The sequence below is a fragment of the Streptomyces sp. NPDC015144 genome, from assembly GCF_043079735.1.
GTDB lineage: Bacteria > Actinomycetota > Actinomycetes > Streptomycetales > Streptomycetaceae > Streptomyces.
Genome location: NZ_JBIBUU010000027.1, coordinates 62,501 through 76,352, shown reverse-complemented (window position 1 = coordinate 76,352; position 13,852 = coordinate 62,501). Strand labels below are relative to the sequence as shown.

10 protein-coding genes, 2 tRNA genes, 1 other RNA gene and 1 riboswitch are annotated in these 13,852 nt (G+C 72.3%); of the genes, 7 read left to right on the top strand and 6 right to left on the bottom strand.

Going from position 1 to position 13,852, the window contains the following annotated elements; translation table 11 throughout:
• Nucleotides 1-9 precede the first annotated feature (9 nt).
• The 3 genes from lhgO (at nucleotide 10) to ACF08W_RS32115 (ending at nucleotide 3,942) form a co-directional block, all read left to right on the top strand.
• The gene (lhgO, locus tag ACF08W_RS32125) at nucleotides 10-1,266 is read left to right on the top strand and encodes an L-2-hydroxyglutarate oxidase (RefSeq protein ID WP_385216906.1); all 1,257 of its coding nucleotides are present in this window, start codon (nucleotides 10-12) and stop codon (nucleotides 1,264-1,266) included.
• Nucleotides 1,256-2,200 (top strand): tRNA (guanosine(46)-N7)-methyltransferase TrmB, encoded by a 945-nt coding sequence (gene trmB / locus ACF08W_RS32120; protein WP_392281465.1) that lies wholly within the window; start codon nucleotides 1,256-1,258, stop codon nucleotides 2,198-2,200. Before lhgO ends, trmB begins: the two co-directional genes overlap by 11 nt.
• A gap of 140 nt (nucleotides 2,201-2,340) precedes the next feature.
• A complete protein-coding gene (locus tag ACF08W_RS32115) occupies nucleotides 2,341-3,942 on the top strand; it encodes a PrsW family glutamic-type intramembrane protease (RefSeq protein ID WP_392281458.1) in 1,602 nt (533 codons plus the stop codon).
• A gap of 33 nt (nucleotides 3,943-3,975) precedes the next feature.
• On the opposite strand, the gene ACF08W_RS32110 is transcribed toward ACF08W_RS32115, so the two are convergent.
• The 4 genes from ACF08W_RS32110 to ACF08W_RS32095 form a co-directional block, all read right to left on the bottom strand.
• Entirely contained in the window at nucleotides 3,976-4,920 is a 945-nt protein-coding gene (locus ACF08W_RS32110; RefSeq protein ID WP_352279819.1) for an aldo/keto reductase, read from the bottom strand.
• Between the two features lie 267 nt (nucleotides 4,921-5,187).
• On the bottom strand, nucleotides 5,188-6,336 hold the full coding sequence (locus ACF08W_RS32105) for a M23 family metallopeptidase (protein WP_352279818.1): 1,149 nt from the start codon (nucleotides 6,334-6,336) through the stop codon (nucleotides 5,188-5,190).
• 11 nt (nucleotides 6,337-6,347) lie between these two features.
• Nucleotides 6,348-6,500: riboswitch (cyclic di-AMP (ydaO/yuaA leader) on the bottom strand.
• A 328-nt stretch (nucleotides 6,501-6,828) separates the two neighbouring features.
• A complete protein-coding gene (locus ACF08W_RS32100) occupies nucleotides 6,829-8,010 on the bottom strand; it encodes a PP2C family protein-serine/threonine phosphatase (protein WP_392281457.1) in 1,182 nt (393 codons plus the stop codon).
• A 178-nt stretch (nucleotides 8,011-8,188) separates the two neighbouring features.
• A tRNA-Met gene (locus ACF08W_RS32095) sits at nucleotides 8,189-8,262 on the bottom strand.
• Between the two features lie 161 nt (nucleotides 8,263-8,423).
• Between ACF08W_RS32095 and ACF08W_RS32090 the strand changes: the two genes are divergently transcribed.
• Together ACF08W_RS32090 and ACF08W_RS32085 are read left to right on the top strand one after the other, a co-directional pair.
• Nucleotides 8,424-8,843, top strand: a complete 420-nt coding sequence (locus tag ACF08W_RS32090) for an SHOCT domain-containing protein (protein ID WP_385216891.1) — start codon at nucleotides 8,424-8,426, stop codon at nucleotides 8,841-8,843.
• 227 nt (nucleotides 8,844-9,070) lie between these two features.
• Nucleotides 9,071-9,622, top strand: a complete 552-nt coding sequence (locus tag ACF08W_RS32085) for a heme-binding protein (protein ID WP_392281456.1) — start codon at nucleotides 9,071-9,073, stop codon at nucleotides 9,620-9,622.
• 147 nt (nucleotides 9,623-9,769) lie between these two features.
• On the opposite strand, the gene ACF08W_RS32080 is transcribed toward ACF08W_RS32085, so the two are convergent.
• Together ACF08W_RS32080 and ACF08W_RS32075 are read right to left on the bottom strand one after the other, a co-directional pair.
• Nucleotides 9,770-10,918 carry a hypothetical protein gene (locus ACF08W_RS32080; protein ID WP_392281455.1) on the bottom strand — a complete coding sequence of 383 codons (1,149 nt, stop codon included), beginning with the start codon at nucleotides 10,916-10,918 and terminating at the stop codon, nucleotides 9,770-9,772.
• A gap of 239 nt (nucleotides 10,919-11,157) precedes the next feature.
• Nucleotides 11,158-11,245 (bottom strand) — tRNA-Ser (locus ACF08W_RS32075).
• A gap of 162 nt (nucleotides 11,246-11,407) precedes the next feature.
• On the opposite strand from ACF08W_RS32075, the gene ffs reads away from it, so the two are divergent.
• Nucleotides 11,408-11,504: signal recognition particle sRNA small type (ffs, locus tag ACF08W_RS32070), an RNA gene on the top strand.
• A gap of 57 nt (nucleotides 11,505-11,561) precedes the next feature.
• Nucleotides 11,562-13,769, top strand: coding sequence for a DNA polymerase III subunit gamma and tau (locus ACF08W_RS32065; RefSeq protein WP_392281454.1), 2,208 nt, complete (start codon nucleotides 11,562-11,564; stop codon nucleotides 13,767-13,769).
• Nucleotides 13,770-13,852 lie beyond the last annotated feature (83 nt).

Genomic DNA, 13,852 nt, shown 5'->3' with positions numbered 1-13,852 from the left:
GGTGGTGCGGTGATGACGCACGCGGCGTACGACTGCGACGTGCTGGTGATCGGCGGCGGGATCGTCGGCCTGTCGACGGCCTACGCGCTCACGCGCACCGCTCCGGGCACCCGCGTGACGGTCCTGGAGAAGGAGAGCGGCCCGGCCCGACACCAGACGGGGCGCAACAGCGGGGTGATCCACAGCGGCATCTACTACCCGCCGGGCTCGCTCAAGGCCCGTTACGCGGTACGCGGCGCCGCCGAGATGGTCGACTTCTGCGCCGAGCACGGCATCGCGCACGCGGTGACCGGCAAGCTCATCGTCGCGACCGAGCGGTCCGAGCTGCCGCGGCTGCACGCCCTGGTCCAGCGCGGCCGTCTCCACGGGCTGCCGGTGCGCGAGCTGGGCCCCGCGCAGATCGCGGAGTACGAGCCGGGGGTGAGCGGGCTCGCCGCCATCCGGGTCGGTTCGACGGGGGTCTGCGACTTCGGGGCGGTCGCGGCCCGGTTCGCCGCCGAGGTGCGCGACAGGGGCGGCGAGATCCGTTACGGGGCGGAGGCCGTCGCGATAGACCGGCGCCCCTGGGGCGTGGCGGTGCGCACGGCGGACGGCGCGGTGGTGCGGGCCCGGGTGCTGGTCAACTGCGCGGGGCTGCACTGCGACCAGGTGGCGCGGCTGGCGGGCGACGACCCGGAGGTGCGGATCGTGCCCTTCCGGGGGGAGTACTACGAGCTGACGCGGCCGGAGCTGGTGCGCGGCCTGGTCTATCCGGTGCCCGATCCGGCCTTCCCGTTCCTCGGCGTCCACCTGACCCGGGGCCACGACGGCGGCGTCCACGTCGGCCCGAACGCGGTGCCCGCGCTGGCCCGCGAGGGGTACGGCTGGCCGGTCGTGCGCCCGCGCGAGCTGGCGGACACCCTGGCCTGGCCCGGCAGCTGGCGGATCGCCCGCAGACACTGGCGGTACGGGGCGGGCGAGGTGCACCGCTCGCTGTCGAAGCGCGCGTTCACCGACGCCGTGCGGCGGCTGCTGCCCGAGGTGACGGAGGCCGATCTGCGGCCTGCCCCGGCCGGGGTCAGGGCCCAGGCCGTGCTCCGCGACGGCACGCTGGTCGACGACTTCCTGATCCGCGAGGCCCCGCACACCGTCCATGTGCTGAACGCGCCGTCGCCCGCCGCGACGGCCTCGCTGCCCATCGGACGGGAGGTGGCACGCAGGGCGCTGCTCCGGGCGCGGGAGACGGGGTGGAGGCCGCCCGCCGTAGAATCGGGGCATTGTGTCTGAGCCCATGAACCCCTCCGAGAGCCACCCCGTGAGCCCCTCCGCGCATCTCGCCGAGAACCGCTCCGAGGGCCTCACCGAGAACTCCCCCGCCCCGGCGACGGACAACGCACCGGCAGCCGACGGCGCACCCGCGTCGGCGGACGGCCGGTCCACCGCCGGGATCCCGGACGACCTGCGGGAGGCCGCCTTCGAGCGGCAGCGCAGGCTGCGCCAGGAGTCGCGCTTCCCGGGCGGGCCCGCCATCGACCCGGCCGGTTCGCACCACGAGCGCCGCATCCGCAGTTTCCAGCCGCGCCGCAGCCGGGTCACGCCCGGCCAGCAGGACGCCCTGCTGCGGCTCTGGCCCCAGTGGGGCCTGGACATCGACGGGCAGCGCGTCCTCGACCTGCCCGGGATGTTCGACGGGCTCCCGGTCGTGCTGGAGATCGGCTTCGGCATGGGCGAGGCCACCGCGCAGATGGCCGCCGACGACCCGGGCACCGGCATCCTCGCCGTGGACGTGCACACCCCCGGCCAGGGCAACCTCCTCGGCCTCGCCGACCGTAACGGCCTGTCCAATATCCGGGTGGCCAACGGTGACGCGATCATCCTGCTCCGCGAGATGCTCGCGCCGGACTCGCTGGACGGCCTCCGGGTGTACTTCCCCGACCCGTGGCCCAAGAAGCGGCACCACAAGCGGCGGCTGATCCAGCCGGAATTCCTCGACCTGGTGGCCGGGCGGCTGAAGCCGGGCGCGGTGCTCCACTGCGCGACCGACTGGGAGCCGTACGCCGAGCAGATGCTGGAGGTGCTGACCGCGCACCCCCGTTTCGAGAACACGGCGGCGGACGGCGGATACGCCCCCCGGCCCGCGTTCCGGCCGCTGACCCGGTTCGAGGGGCAGGGCCTCGACAAGGGCCACGTCGTGCACGACCTGCTGTTCGCCCGCGTCTGACACCCCCGTGGCCGGGTGCCGCCCGCCCCCTCTGGGCCGGGCGGTGGCGGGCCTCGGGGCGGGGCCGTGTCCGGTCGGCGGGCGGACCGTGTCCGGTCGTCCCGTGGTCAGGTGTCAGTCCCGCTGGTTAGGGTCGTCGGGTGGCGTCCGACGAGTCCGCAGAGCAGCGACAGTCCCCGCTCGCCGTCCCGCTCCCCGAGGAGCCGGCCGGCGAGATCCTGGCTGCCGCGCCGCAGCGCGCGCACGGGTGGTACCGGCCGCGCCGGGTCGGCCTCGTGTGGCGCAGCCGGGCCTTCCGCATCACGGTCGTGTGCACGGTCCTCGCGCTCTGTGCCCTGGCGATCCTGGCCCTGGTCCGTGACCAGACGGGCACGCAGGGCTTTCTCGTCGGCCTCGGGCTCGCCGTGCTGCCCGTCCCGCTGCTGGCGGCCGCGTTCCGCTGGCTGGACCGGATCGAGCCGAGCCCCTGGCGGAATCTGCTGTTCGCCTTCGCCTGGGGAGCGTTCGCCGCCGCCCTGGTCGCGCTCCTGGCGAATTCGTTCGCGATCCGGTGGATAGCCACGACCACCGCCGACCCCTCGAACGCCGACACCCTCGGGGCCACGGTGATAGCACCGTTCATCGAGGAGAGCGCCAAGGCCGCCGCGGTCCTGCTGATCTTCCTGTTCCGAAGACGGCAGTTCACCGGCGTCGTCGACGGCATCGCGATAGCCGGGCTCACCGCGAGCGGCTTCGCCTTCACCGAGAACATCCTGTACCTCGGCAACGCCTTCGGCGAGGACCAGGAGATCGGTCATGCGGGCGTCCCGGCGATGACGGCCGCGACGTTCTTCGTGCGGGCGGTGATGTCGCCGTTCGCGCACCCGCTCTTCACGTCACTGACCGGCATAGGTTTCGGGCTCGCCGCGGCGAGCCTGCGCCACCAGAAGCTCCGCCGCGTCCTGCTGCCGCTGCTCGGGCTCGTCCTCGCGATGGGCATGCACGCGCTGTGGAACGGTTCGGCGGTCCTGAGCCCGCTGGGTTTCTACGCGGTGTACGGGGTGTTCATGGTCCCGGTCTTCGGCCTGGTGACGTGGCTGGCGATCTGGTCCCGCTACCGCAGGCTCCGTACGCTCTGCGCCGAGCTGCCCGTCTACGCGGCGGCCGGCTGGCTGACCCCCGTGGAGCCGCTCGCGCTCTCCTCGATGCGGGCCCGGGGCATCGCCCGCGACATGGCCCGTCACCGATACGCCGTAGCGGCCGGCGACAAGGCGGCGGCGAAGGCCCGGGGGAAGGCGGCCGCGGTCGCCGTCGTGGAGTACGAGTCCTACGCGACCAGGCTGGCCGCGCTGCGGCTCCGGGCCCGCCGGGGAGAGGCGGGCCCGGACTTCGCCGAGCGCGAGCTGGAGCTGCTGCGCCTTCTCTGGGAGCGCCGGGAGGTGGCCGTCCCGGCGCTCACGTACGCGGCGCAGGTGACGGGGCGGCTGCGCCCGCACCGCATGCCGCCGTTCCCCTACGCCCAGGAGCAGCCGTTCCCGCACCCTGGGCAACAGCATCCGCTCCCGCCCCATGCGCACCATGCGCAGCAGAACCCGTACGCCCGGACCGGCCCGTACCCGCAGCCGTTCCGGCCCGGCAGTCCGTACACGTACCCGTACGCGCCGTACGCCCGGCCCGTCGCCTGCCCGCAGCCGGCGCAGGCGCCCCACCCGGCGTACGGCCCGTACCCGTACCCGGCTCCGCACCCGGCCCCGCGCCCGTAGGGACGGCCTGGGCCGCGCGGCCCGCTCCTCGGATCAGGCGGACGCGTCGGTGAGCTCGGCCAGCTCCTGCTCGGTCAGCTCGAGGTCGGCGACGGCCACCAGCGCGGGCAGCTGCTCGACCGTACGGGCCGAGGCGATCGGCGCGGCCACGGTCGGTCGGGAGGCCAGCCAGGCCAGCGCGACGGTCGCGATCTGCGCGTCGTGCGCCTCGGCCACCTTGTCCAGCGCGGCCAGCACCTTCTGTCCCCGCTCCGAGTCGCGGTACTGCGCCACGCTCCCGGCCCGCGCGCTCTCCACCTCGGCGCCCGGACGGTACTTGCCGGTCAGGAAGCCCGAGGCGAGGGCGAAGTACGGCACGGCGGCCAGCCCGGCGTGGGCGGCGGTGTCCTGGAGCGCGCCCTCGTAGGTGTCGCGGGAGACCAGGTTGTAGTGCGGCTGGAGGGCGACGTAGCGGGCCAGGCCCTCGCGCTCGGAGAAGTCCAGGGAGGCCCGGAGCCGCTCGGGGCTGATGTTGGAGGCGGCGATCTCCCGGACCTTGCCCTCCTTCACCAGCTCGTCCAGGGCGGTGATGATCTCCTCGACCGGCACGGACTCGTCGTCGAAGTGCGTGTAGTAGAGGTCGATGCGGTCGGTGCCGAGCCGGCGCAGCGACGCCTCGGCGGCGGCCTTGATGTTGGCCGGGGCGAGCCCCTTGTAGTCGGGGTGGGTGGAGACCTTGGTGGCGATGACGAGGTCGTCGCGGTCGGAGCGGGAGGCGAGCCACTTCCCGATGACCGTCTCCGACTCCCCGCCCTTGTTGCCCGGAACCCAGGCGGAGTAGCCGTCCGCGGTGTCGACGAAGTTGCCCCCGGCCGCGGTGTACGCGTCCAGCACGGCGAAGGACTGTGCCTCGTCGGCCGTCCAGCCGAACACGTTGCCACCGAGTGCGAGCGGGAAGACCTGGAGACCGGAGGAGCCCAGCGGGCGAAGAGAAGTCATGGGTGGATCAACGAACCCCGGCGGGCCCGCTATTCCGTTCGCGCCGGACCGTTCCCGTTCCCGTCCCCCGAACGGACGCCCCGGACGGACGCCCGCGGACGGGGTCGGCAGCGGACGGGATCGCCCGCGGACGGGGTCGGGAGCGGGAAAAGGACCGGCAGCCCTGACGTCGGGGGGAGAGCGTCGGGGCTGCCGGGGTCCACGGGCCGGACGCACCGGCCCCGGCACCGGAGGAACCGGCCCGGGGAGCGGTGTCCGGAGGACGGATCAGGGGTTGAGGCCCTTGCTCTGGAACCAGGCCATCGGGTCGATGCCCGAACCGTCGGGGGTGTGGACCTCCAGGTGGAGGTGGGGACCGGTCACGTTGCCGGTCGCACCGACCCGGCCGATGGTCTCGCCGGTGGTGACCTTCTGGCCCACGCTGACACCGATCGACGACTGGTGGCAGAACCAGATCTCCGTACCGTCGTCCAGCTCCAGCACGGTGCGGTAGCCGTACGAACCGGCCAGACCGGCCGACTTGATCGTGCCGCTGTGGACGGCCTTGATCGGGGTGCCGGTCGGGGCGGCGAAGTCGAGGCCGGTGTGGTGGCCGGAGGACCACATCGACCCGGCCTGGCCGTAGGTCGAGGTGATCGTGTACGAGAAGGTCGGGAGGGAGTAGCTGGCGGCGAGCTTGGCCAGCCGCAGGGCCTCCGCCTTCTTCTTGGCCTCCTCCTCCGCCTTCTTCTTCTCGGCGGCGACCTTGGCCTCGGCCGCGTCCTGCTGCTTCTTCGCCTCGGCGGCGGCCTTCTCGGCGGCGGCCTTCTCCTCGGCCGCCTTCGCCTCGGCGGCGGCCGCGTCCTGCTGCTGCTCGGCCTGCTGGAGAATGCGGGCGCGCAGCGCCTCACCGGCGTCCGTGGCACCCTGCTCGGCCTCGGCGGTGGTGATGCCGGCGGTGGTGAGCGGGGCGGTGACGGCCTGGTCCGCTCCGTCGGTCTCGGACCCGTCGGAGAACAGGGCGCCCACACCGGGCAGGGACTTGGCGTCCGGGAGGTTGTTCGTGATCGCGTCCGGCACCGAGATGGAGACCGGGGGCTTGCCCTGCGCGGTGGCCATGCCGCCCGCGCCGACCGCCGCAATCACGCCGACGCCCAGGACCGTGGAGCTGCGGGCGAGTCCCGTGCGCTGCTTGGCGACACGGTGCCGGCCGCGCACCGGGCGGACCGTCTCCTCCGTGGGGTTCCACTCGCTCCAGCCGCGCTCGGCCTCGCCGTCGCCGGCGTCGGAACGGAAGTCGGTGGTGAACTCAGCGGTGCGGTCGGCGTCGAGGCCGGTGCCGTAGCCGTAGTCGGCAACGCCGTAGCCGGTGCCGTAATCGCCGTGATCGCCCTGGAACCGTGAAGGGGCTTCTGGGGCAGGCTTGTTGGACGCCACGGGGGCGCACTCCTTTCCTTCCTTCTCGCCTACCGGGTTAGCTGACGGGTTCGGAGCAGGAAGGTCTCCTACGGGCACCTCCGTCTCTCACGAGACACAGGTGTCCGATTCACCCCATGATGGTGGTTCCCCGGTTCCCTTGCGGAATTCGGCGCTCGCGCACGGCGCCGCCATTGATGACGGCTGGGACGACCGCGCTGCGTTATCGAACGTTAATAGACACCGGGGCCGCATTCCAAGCTGTTCCCACTGATCGTTCACGTCTTTGGCCTGGACTTTACTGGACATAGCCAGACCAACAGGCCCACTTGACCGCCACTCAGCGGCCGACTCATTTCTGACGTTGTGTCAAATGTTATGCGGAGCGGCGTCCTTCGATTACGCACGGTGGCATCGCCTCGCGGCGGTTCGACCCAGTCGCCCCGCGCCCGTCAAGTCCCGCCCCGCGCCCGTCCAGTCCCGCCCCCACCCGCTCGCCCCGGCCCCGCCCGTTCAACCCTGCTCACCGCCCGTTCGATCCTGCTCCGCGCCCACGATCCGCACGGTCCGGCGCCGGTCCGGCTGCCCCCGCGCGGGACGTACCACCGCGAGCAGCGCCATGTCGTCGGTCGTCTCGCCGCCGGTGTGCAGGCGTACGTCGTCGGTCAGCGCCGAGAGCAGCTCCTCCGGCCCCGGAAAGATCCGCCCGCGCAGCCGGGCCGCCGGGTCGTAGAAGACCCCCTCGGCGTTCCGCGCCTCGGAGAGGCCGTCCGTGTAGAGGAGCAGCGTCGTCCCGTCCGGCAGCTCCCATTCATCCGTCCGCTCCGACCACGCCCCCAGCCCCATGCCGAGCGGCAGCGCGGGCACCGAGGGCCGCAGCACCTCCAGCGCCCCGTCCGGGTGTAGCAGGATCGGCTCGGGGTGCCCCCGGTTGACGACCCGCACCCGGGACAGCCCGGCCGGGATCTCGGCCAGTACGGCGGTGATGAAGCCTTCGAGCACGTCGAGCCCACCCCGCCGCGCCTCCTCCCGGGACAACGCCCGCTCCAGTCGGCCCGCCACGTCCGCCAGCGAAGGCTCCTGCTCGGCCGCCTCGCGGAACGCCCCGATGACCACCGCGACCGTCTCCACGGCCCCGAGCCCCTTGCCGCGCACGTCCCCGACCACCATCCGCACCCCGTGCGGGGTGTCCGCCACGGCGAACAGGTCGCCGCCGACGTACTCGTCCGCCTGCGCCGCCTCGTACCGCGCCGCGACCTGGAGGCCCGCGATCCGGGCGGCCGGCTGGGGCACCACCGCGCGCATGGCCGTCTCGGCGATGAACCGCGCGGAGGCCAGTTGCTCGTTGCTCCGCCGCACCACTCCGTTGATCACGACCGCGAGGACCGAGACCGTGGCCAGGGTGAGCAGCTCGATCAGCGGCACGACCTCCGGCAACGTACTGCTGTAGAGGCGCAACAGGATGACCGCCAGCATCGAGGCGACGGCGGTCCGGATGGTGCTGGTCAGCGAGAAGAACGGGGCGGCGATCAGCGGCGCTGCCACGAAGAACGGAATGGCGGTGAAGGTCTGCGGGGTGAGGCCGTCGAAGAGCAGTCCGCCGAGGATCATCAGCGCGGGCAGCGTACGGACGAAACTCCGGCCGCGGGTGTCACCCCCGGCGGGCCGACCGCGCCTCTTCTCCCACTTCCACACCTGTGGTCTCCTGCCCGGTACACACGCGGCCGCGGACGGCGCCGCGCCCCGTCCCCCAGCCTCACCGGAGCGGGAACGGGCGGCGACTCCGCGTCGGCCGAAGGAGGTACCCGCTCAGGCCCGGGAGAAAACGAATCGGGCCCGGCACGCTGTATGCGTACCGGGCCCGATTCTTCAGTAGCGGGGACAGGATTTGAACCTGCGACCTCTGGGTTATGAGCCCAGCGAGCTACCGAGCTGCTCCACCCCGCGTCGGTGAACCCAACTCTACGCCATCCCCGACGCCCTTTTGACCACCCGGTCCACCGACCGGCCGTCGACGGACAACAGGCGAGCCCAGATATGCGGTGATATGACTGATTTACCCCTGTTCGTCACCGTGCGGAACGCGCGCGCCGACCGAGGAGAGATCCGTGGACGACTACCCCATGCTCAACCTCTTCTGGACCATGCTGGTGTTCTTCCTCTGGGTCATGTGGCTGTTCCTGCTGTTCAAGATCATTACGGACATCTTCCGTAGCCACGAACTCGGCGGCTGGGCCAAGGCCGGCTGGCTGATCCTCGTTCTGATCCTGCCGTTCCTCGGCGTTCTGCTGTACTTGATCTTCCGGGGCCCGGCCATGGCCGAGCACGACATCAAGGACGCGCAGGACCGCGAGCGCGCCTTCAGGTCGTACGTCCGCGACGCCGCCAACTCCCCCGACGCGGGCCCGGGCGGAACCGGCACCCGGGGCAGCCACGCCGACGACCTGGCGAAGCTCTCCGAACTCAGGGACCGGGGCGCGCTCACGGACGAGGAGTACCAGCGCGCGAAGACGAAGCTCCTGGCCTGAGCGCTCACGCGCGCACCTCTACGGGCGTACGCGGGGGCGCATCGGCCGATCGGGGCCCTGCGCGGGGGCGCATCAACCGATCGGTGGACCCGCCCGTCGTCCGTCGAGGGCCCGGAAGGGAGCCCGCAGGCCGACGGGTACGGGCCGGACACGGCTTGAGGATGGATGTCAGAGCGGGAACGTGGAAACCCCCGAACCCCCTGGCCGAATCCGAGGAGTCGTTCACCATGAAGAAGCTGTCGCTGCGCGCCCGTGTCCTGACCGGTGTCGCCGCCGCCGTCGTCGCCGGTACGTTCGGGGCCGCCTCCGCCAGTGCCTCCGCCCCGGCCGCCGCCCCCGCCGCCACCGTCAAGACCGACACCAAGAACCGCAACCTCCAGCAGAGCACGCACCTGACGCTGGAGGCGGCGACGAGGGCCGCGCAGGCGACGCTGGACGCGGCGAAGAAGGAGAACCAGCGGGTCTCGGTCGCCGTCGTCGACCGCAACGGGAACACCATCCTGACCCTGCGCGGCGACGGTGCCGGCCCCCAGGCCTACGAGTCGGCCGTGAAGAAGGCGTACACCGCCGTCTCCTGGAACGCCCCCACCTCCGAGCTCGCCAAGCGCCTGGCCAACGCCCCCACCCTCAAGGACATCCCCGGCACCCTCTTCCTCGCCGGCGGCGCCCCCGTCACCGCCAAGAGCGCCCCGATCGCCGCCATCGGCGTCGCCGGAGCCCCCTCCGGCGACCTCGACGAGAAGTTCGCCCAGGCCGGCGTCGCCACCCTCACCCGCTGACCCCACCCCGAGGCCCACGAGCCTCCCCAACTCCGGTGGCACCCGTTCCCCCCGTACGGGGGCCACCGGTTTTTCCGTCCGTCGGTGCTCCGAGCCGCTGGGCCCGCCGACCGAGACCTCACCAACGCGGCTTGTCCGCTCCGGAGATCAGGGGTTTTCCGGAACCAACGGGGAGCTTTCGCGCCGGTGGTTCATGCCCGCGACTTCGAGCAGCTTGTGCCAGTACGAAAGTTCACGCACCTCGGCCTTCTTGTGGACGCCCTTCGGCCGGAGCTTCTCGTACGCACGGACGAGAAGCTCGGCGGTTCGTCGGGTCAGCGCGGGCACCTCGGTGTCGAGGATCTCCTCCCACGCCGGCGCCGCAGGATCACGCTGGTCGCAGTGCAGTCGGTCGAACGGCAGCTGGCGGGCGACCGCCCAGACGATCAGGTCGGGGGCGTCCTCCAGCAGGTGCCAGTGATGGGTCGACCGGGTCCGGAGCATCTGTTCCAGGACACCGAGGATCGACCGTCGGTACGTGATGGCGATGCGGACGCCGGTCGCTTGGGTGTGGTTGTTGAACAGCGTGCGAAACGCATGGCCGGACGGATTCCGCCAGATCTCCTGCCGCCCCTGGTCGTCAAGCGTGCGGTGGGCGAGGTCGGGGTCGGCTTCGTGTGAGAACAGCGCGAGTGCCGTCGTCGCCTCACCGATGGAGTACCCCTCCCGACGCGGGCCGCGCTGCTCACCACGCCGGAGCCTGAAATTGCACTGGTCGTCATCGAACTGCTTGACGAGCCTGAGCAGGACGGGGTGACGGACGAGGAGGTCCTGCGGTTTGGTCGGGTTGCAGTAGAGGTGAGCACGGTCGTACTCGCTCCGGACGAGTTCGCGGGTCGCCCCGGTGACGATACGGACGTCCAGCACCGCCCGGTCCAGATGTTCGACGGGCAGCTCCGCGGCAAGACGACAGACCAGGACCGTCTGCTGGTACCCGTCGATGCACTCCAGCCCGAGAAGATCGAGGGTGCCGCTGTTCTGTGTCCCGTCCGGAACCCAGAAGACGTTGTCGGCGCCGAGGACCACCCTGCCCGTGACTCCGAAGGCCTCCGGCCTTTCGCGCATGACCTTTTCCATTTCCCGGGCCTGGGCCGAATCCGCGAGGAACTCGCGCCTGGCACCCAGCCGCTCCGCCGAGTCGAGCGCTTCGGCGAGACCGACGAGTTGACCGGCCGGTACGCGGGCGTCCCACTGGCCAGTACCCAGTCGATGCAGGAGCGTCGTCTGGATGCGGTGTCCAGAACACAGGAGTGGCATGCTCGTCGGCTCCTGGTGAGCCGGGAAGGGATACGTCACGGCGTAGGGGTTCACACCCCCACAACGGGCGTCCCCTCACTCAGGTGACGGGCCCGGCCCCCTGGGGGAGGGGTGCGTCGTCCGTGGAGTCGGCCGTTCCCCCTCGACGAAGGCTTCCGGCCCGGGCTCGGGAACAGGAAACGTCGAAGGCCCCCGCAGCGAGCTGCGGGGGCCTTCGACGTATTGCCCGGTGAGAGCAATGGCGGAGGATACGAGATTCGAACTCGTGAGGGGTTGCCCCCAACACGCTTTCCAAGCGTGCGCCCTAGGCCACTAGGCGAATCCTCCGCCGCAAACAATACAAGACGTTGAGGAGTGCTCGCGAACCTGTTGGCCCCAAGATCGCTTCGAGACCGTTTCGAGATCTTCGCGGGGTGTTCCAGGACCTTCCGGCGGGCGCGGACGGAGGGGGAGGTGGACCGGTGGGGGTGGGGATCCGCTAAGGTGGGCGTCAGCCCCTCACGTGGCGCTATCTGACTGAACTCCCCCAGGGCCGGAAGGCAGCAAGGGTAGGTCGGCTCTGGCGGGTGCGTGGGGGGCCCTTGCGTTTCCGGGTGATGGTTCCCGGGGCCGGTTGTCAGTCGGCCCGGATAACCTCGTAGGTGTGTCGTCCCTTGCGCTGTACCGCCGCTACCGCCCCGAGTCGTTCGCCGAGGTCATCGGGCAGGAGCATGTCACTGACCCGCTGCAGCAGGCGCTGCGGAACAACCGGGTCAATCACGCGTACCTGTTCAGCGGTCCGCGCGGGTGCGGCAAGACGACCAGCGCACGCATCCTGGCCCGCTGCCTGAACTGCGAGCAGGGGCCGACGCCCACCCCGTGCGGGGAGTGCCAGTCCTGTCGGGACCTCGCGCGCAACGGGCCGGGTTCGATCGACGTCATCGAGATCGACGCCGCGTCGCACGGTGGCGTGGACGACGCCCGTGACCTGCGGGAGAAGGCGTTCTTCGGGCCCGCGTCGAGCCGCTACAAGATCTACATCATCGACGAGGCGCACATGGTCACCTCGGCGGGGTTCAACGCCCTGCTGAAGGTGGTCGAGGAGCCGCCGGAGCATCTCAAGTTCATCTTCGCCACGACCGAGCCCGAGAAGGTCATCGGCACGATCCGGTCGCGTACGCACCACTACCCCTTCCGGCTGGTACCGCCCGGGACGCTGCGGGACTACCTCGCGGAGGTCTGCGGCAGGGAGGGCATCCCCGTCGAGGACGGCGTGCTGCCGCTCGTCGTGCGGGCCGGAGCCGGGTCCGTGCGTGACTCGATGTCGGTGATGGACCAGCTGCTGGCCGGCGCCGCCGAGGACGGTGTGACGTATGCCATGGCGACGGCGCTGCTCGGGTACACGGACGGCTCGCTGCTCGACTCGGTCGTGGACGCCTTCGCGGCCGGCGACGGGGCGGCCGCCTTCGAGGTGGTGGACCGGGTGATCGAGGGGGGCAACGATCCGCGCCGGTTCGTCGCCGACCTCCTGGAGCGCCTGCGCGACCTGGTGATCCTCGCCGCCGTGCCGGACGCCGGGGAGAAGGGGCTGATCGACGCCCCCGCCGATGTCGTCGAGCGGATGCAGGCCCAGGCGTCCGTCTTCGGTGCCGCCGAGCTGAGCCGCGCCGCCGACCTGGTCAACACCGGGCTCACGGAGATGCGCGGGGCGACCTCGCCGCGCCTCCAGGTGGAGCTGATCTGCGCCCGGGTACTGCTGCCCGCCGCCTTCGACGACGAGCGTTCGCTCCAGGCCCGGCTCGACCGGCTGGAGCGGGGCGCCTCCTTCGCGACCACGGGGCCGGGTCCCGCCATGGGGTACGTCCCCGGGCCCGAGGCGCTGGCCCACGCGCCCGTGCCCGCCGCCCCGGCCGTGCCGCCCGGCGGTGGGCCCGCCGCCGCCCGCGCGGCGGTACGGGGGGACGCGCCCGCGCCGGTCCAGGCACCGCCTCCCGCCGCTGCGGCCCCGCCCGCCCCGCCCGTCCACGAAACCCCGGCGGCCCCGCCCGCCGCTGCTCCCGCTCCCGCGCCCGCCAGCGGTCAGCGCCCTGGGGCCTGGCCCACGGCGGCCGCCGCGCCGGAGTCGGGCCGCCGCCCCGGTGGCTGGCCCACGGCCTCCGCCCCCGGCCAGTCGCAGCCCCCTCGGGCCGCCGCCCCCGCGCCCACCGCTCCCGCCAGCACGCCACAGGCTCCCGGAGCCGCCGAGCCGAGCGCGGGCATGGCCCAGGGCGCCGCCCAGGTGCGGAACATGTGGCCGGACGTCCTGGAGGCGGTGAAGAACCGCCGCCGGTTCACCTGGATCCTGCTCAGTCAGAACGCGCAGGTCACCGGCTTCGACGGCAGCACGCTGCAGATCGGCTTCCTCAACGCGGGGGCCCGCGACACCTTCGCGAGCAGCGGCAGCGAGGACGTGCTCCGCCAGGCCCTCGCCGAGCGCTTCAACGCGCAGTGGAAGATCGAGACCGTCATCGACCCGTCGGGGGGCGGCGGTGCGCCTCCGCAGGGCGGTGGCGGCCGTCCGCACACTGCCGCGCCGCCGTACCAGCCCCCCGCGCCCCAGCAGAGCTACGAGCCCCGCCCGGCCGCCCCCGCGCAGCCGGAGCCGAGCCGACCGCAGCCGTCGCCCCGTCCGGCCCAGCCGTCGCAGGCGGGCGGCGCACCCGCACCGGAGCCCGCGCCCCCGGCGTACGCCGCTCCCCCGCACGCGGTCGCGCCCGAGGACGACATCCCCGAGGCCGACGACCCGGACCTGGTCGACTCGGCGCTCTCCGGGCACGAGCTGATCGTCCGCGAGCTGGGCGCCACGGTCATCGAGGAGTTCACCAACGAGTAGAACGGGCGACCGAGCGGTGGTCCCGGGGCAACCGCCCTCCACCGCTCCGGACCCGCGCTACGGCTCACCACGGCTGCCCACGG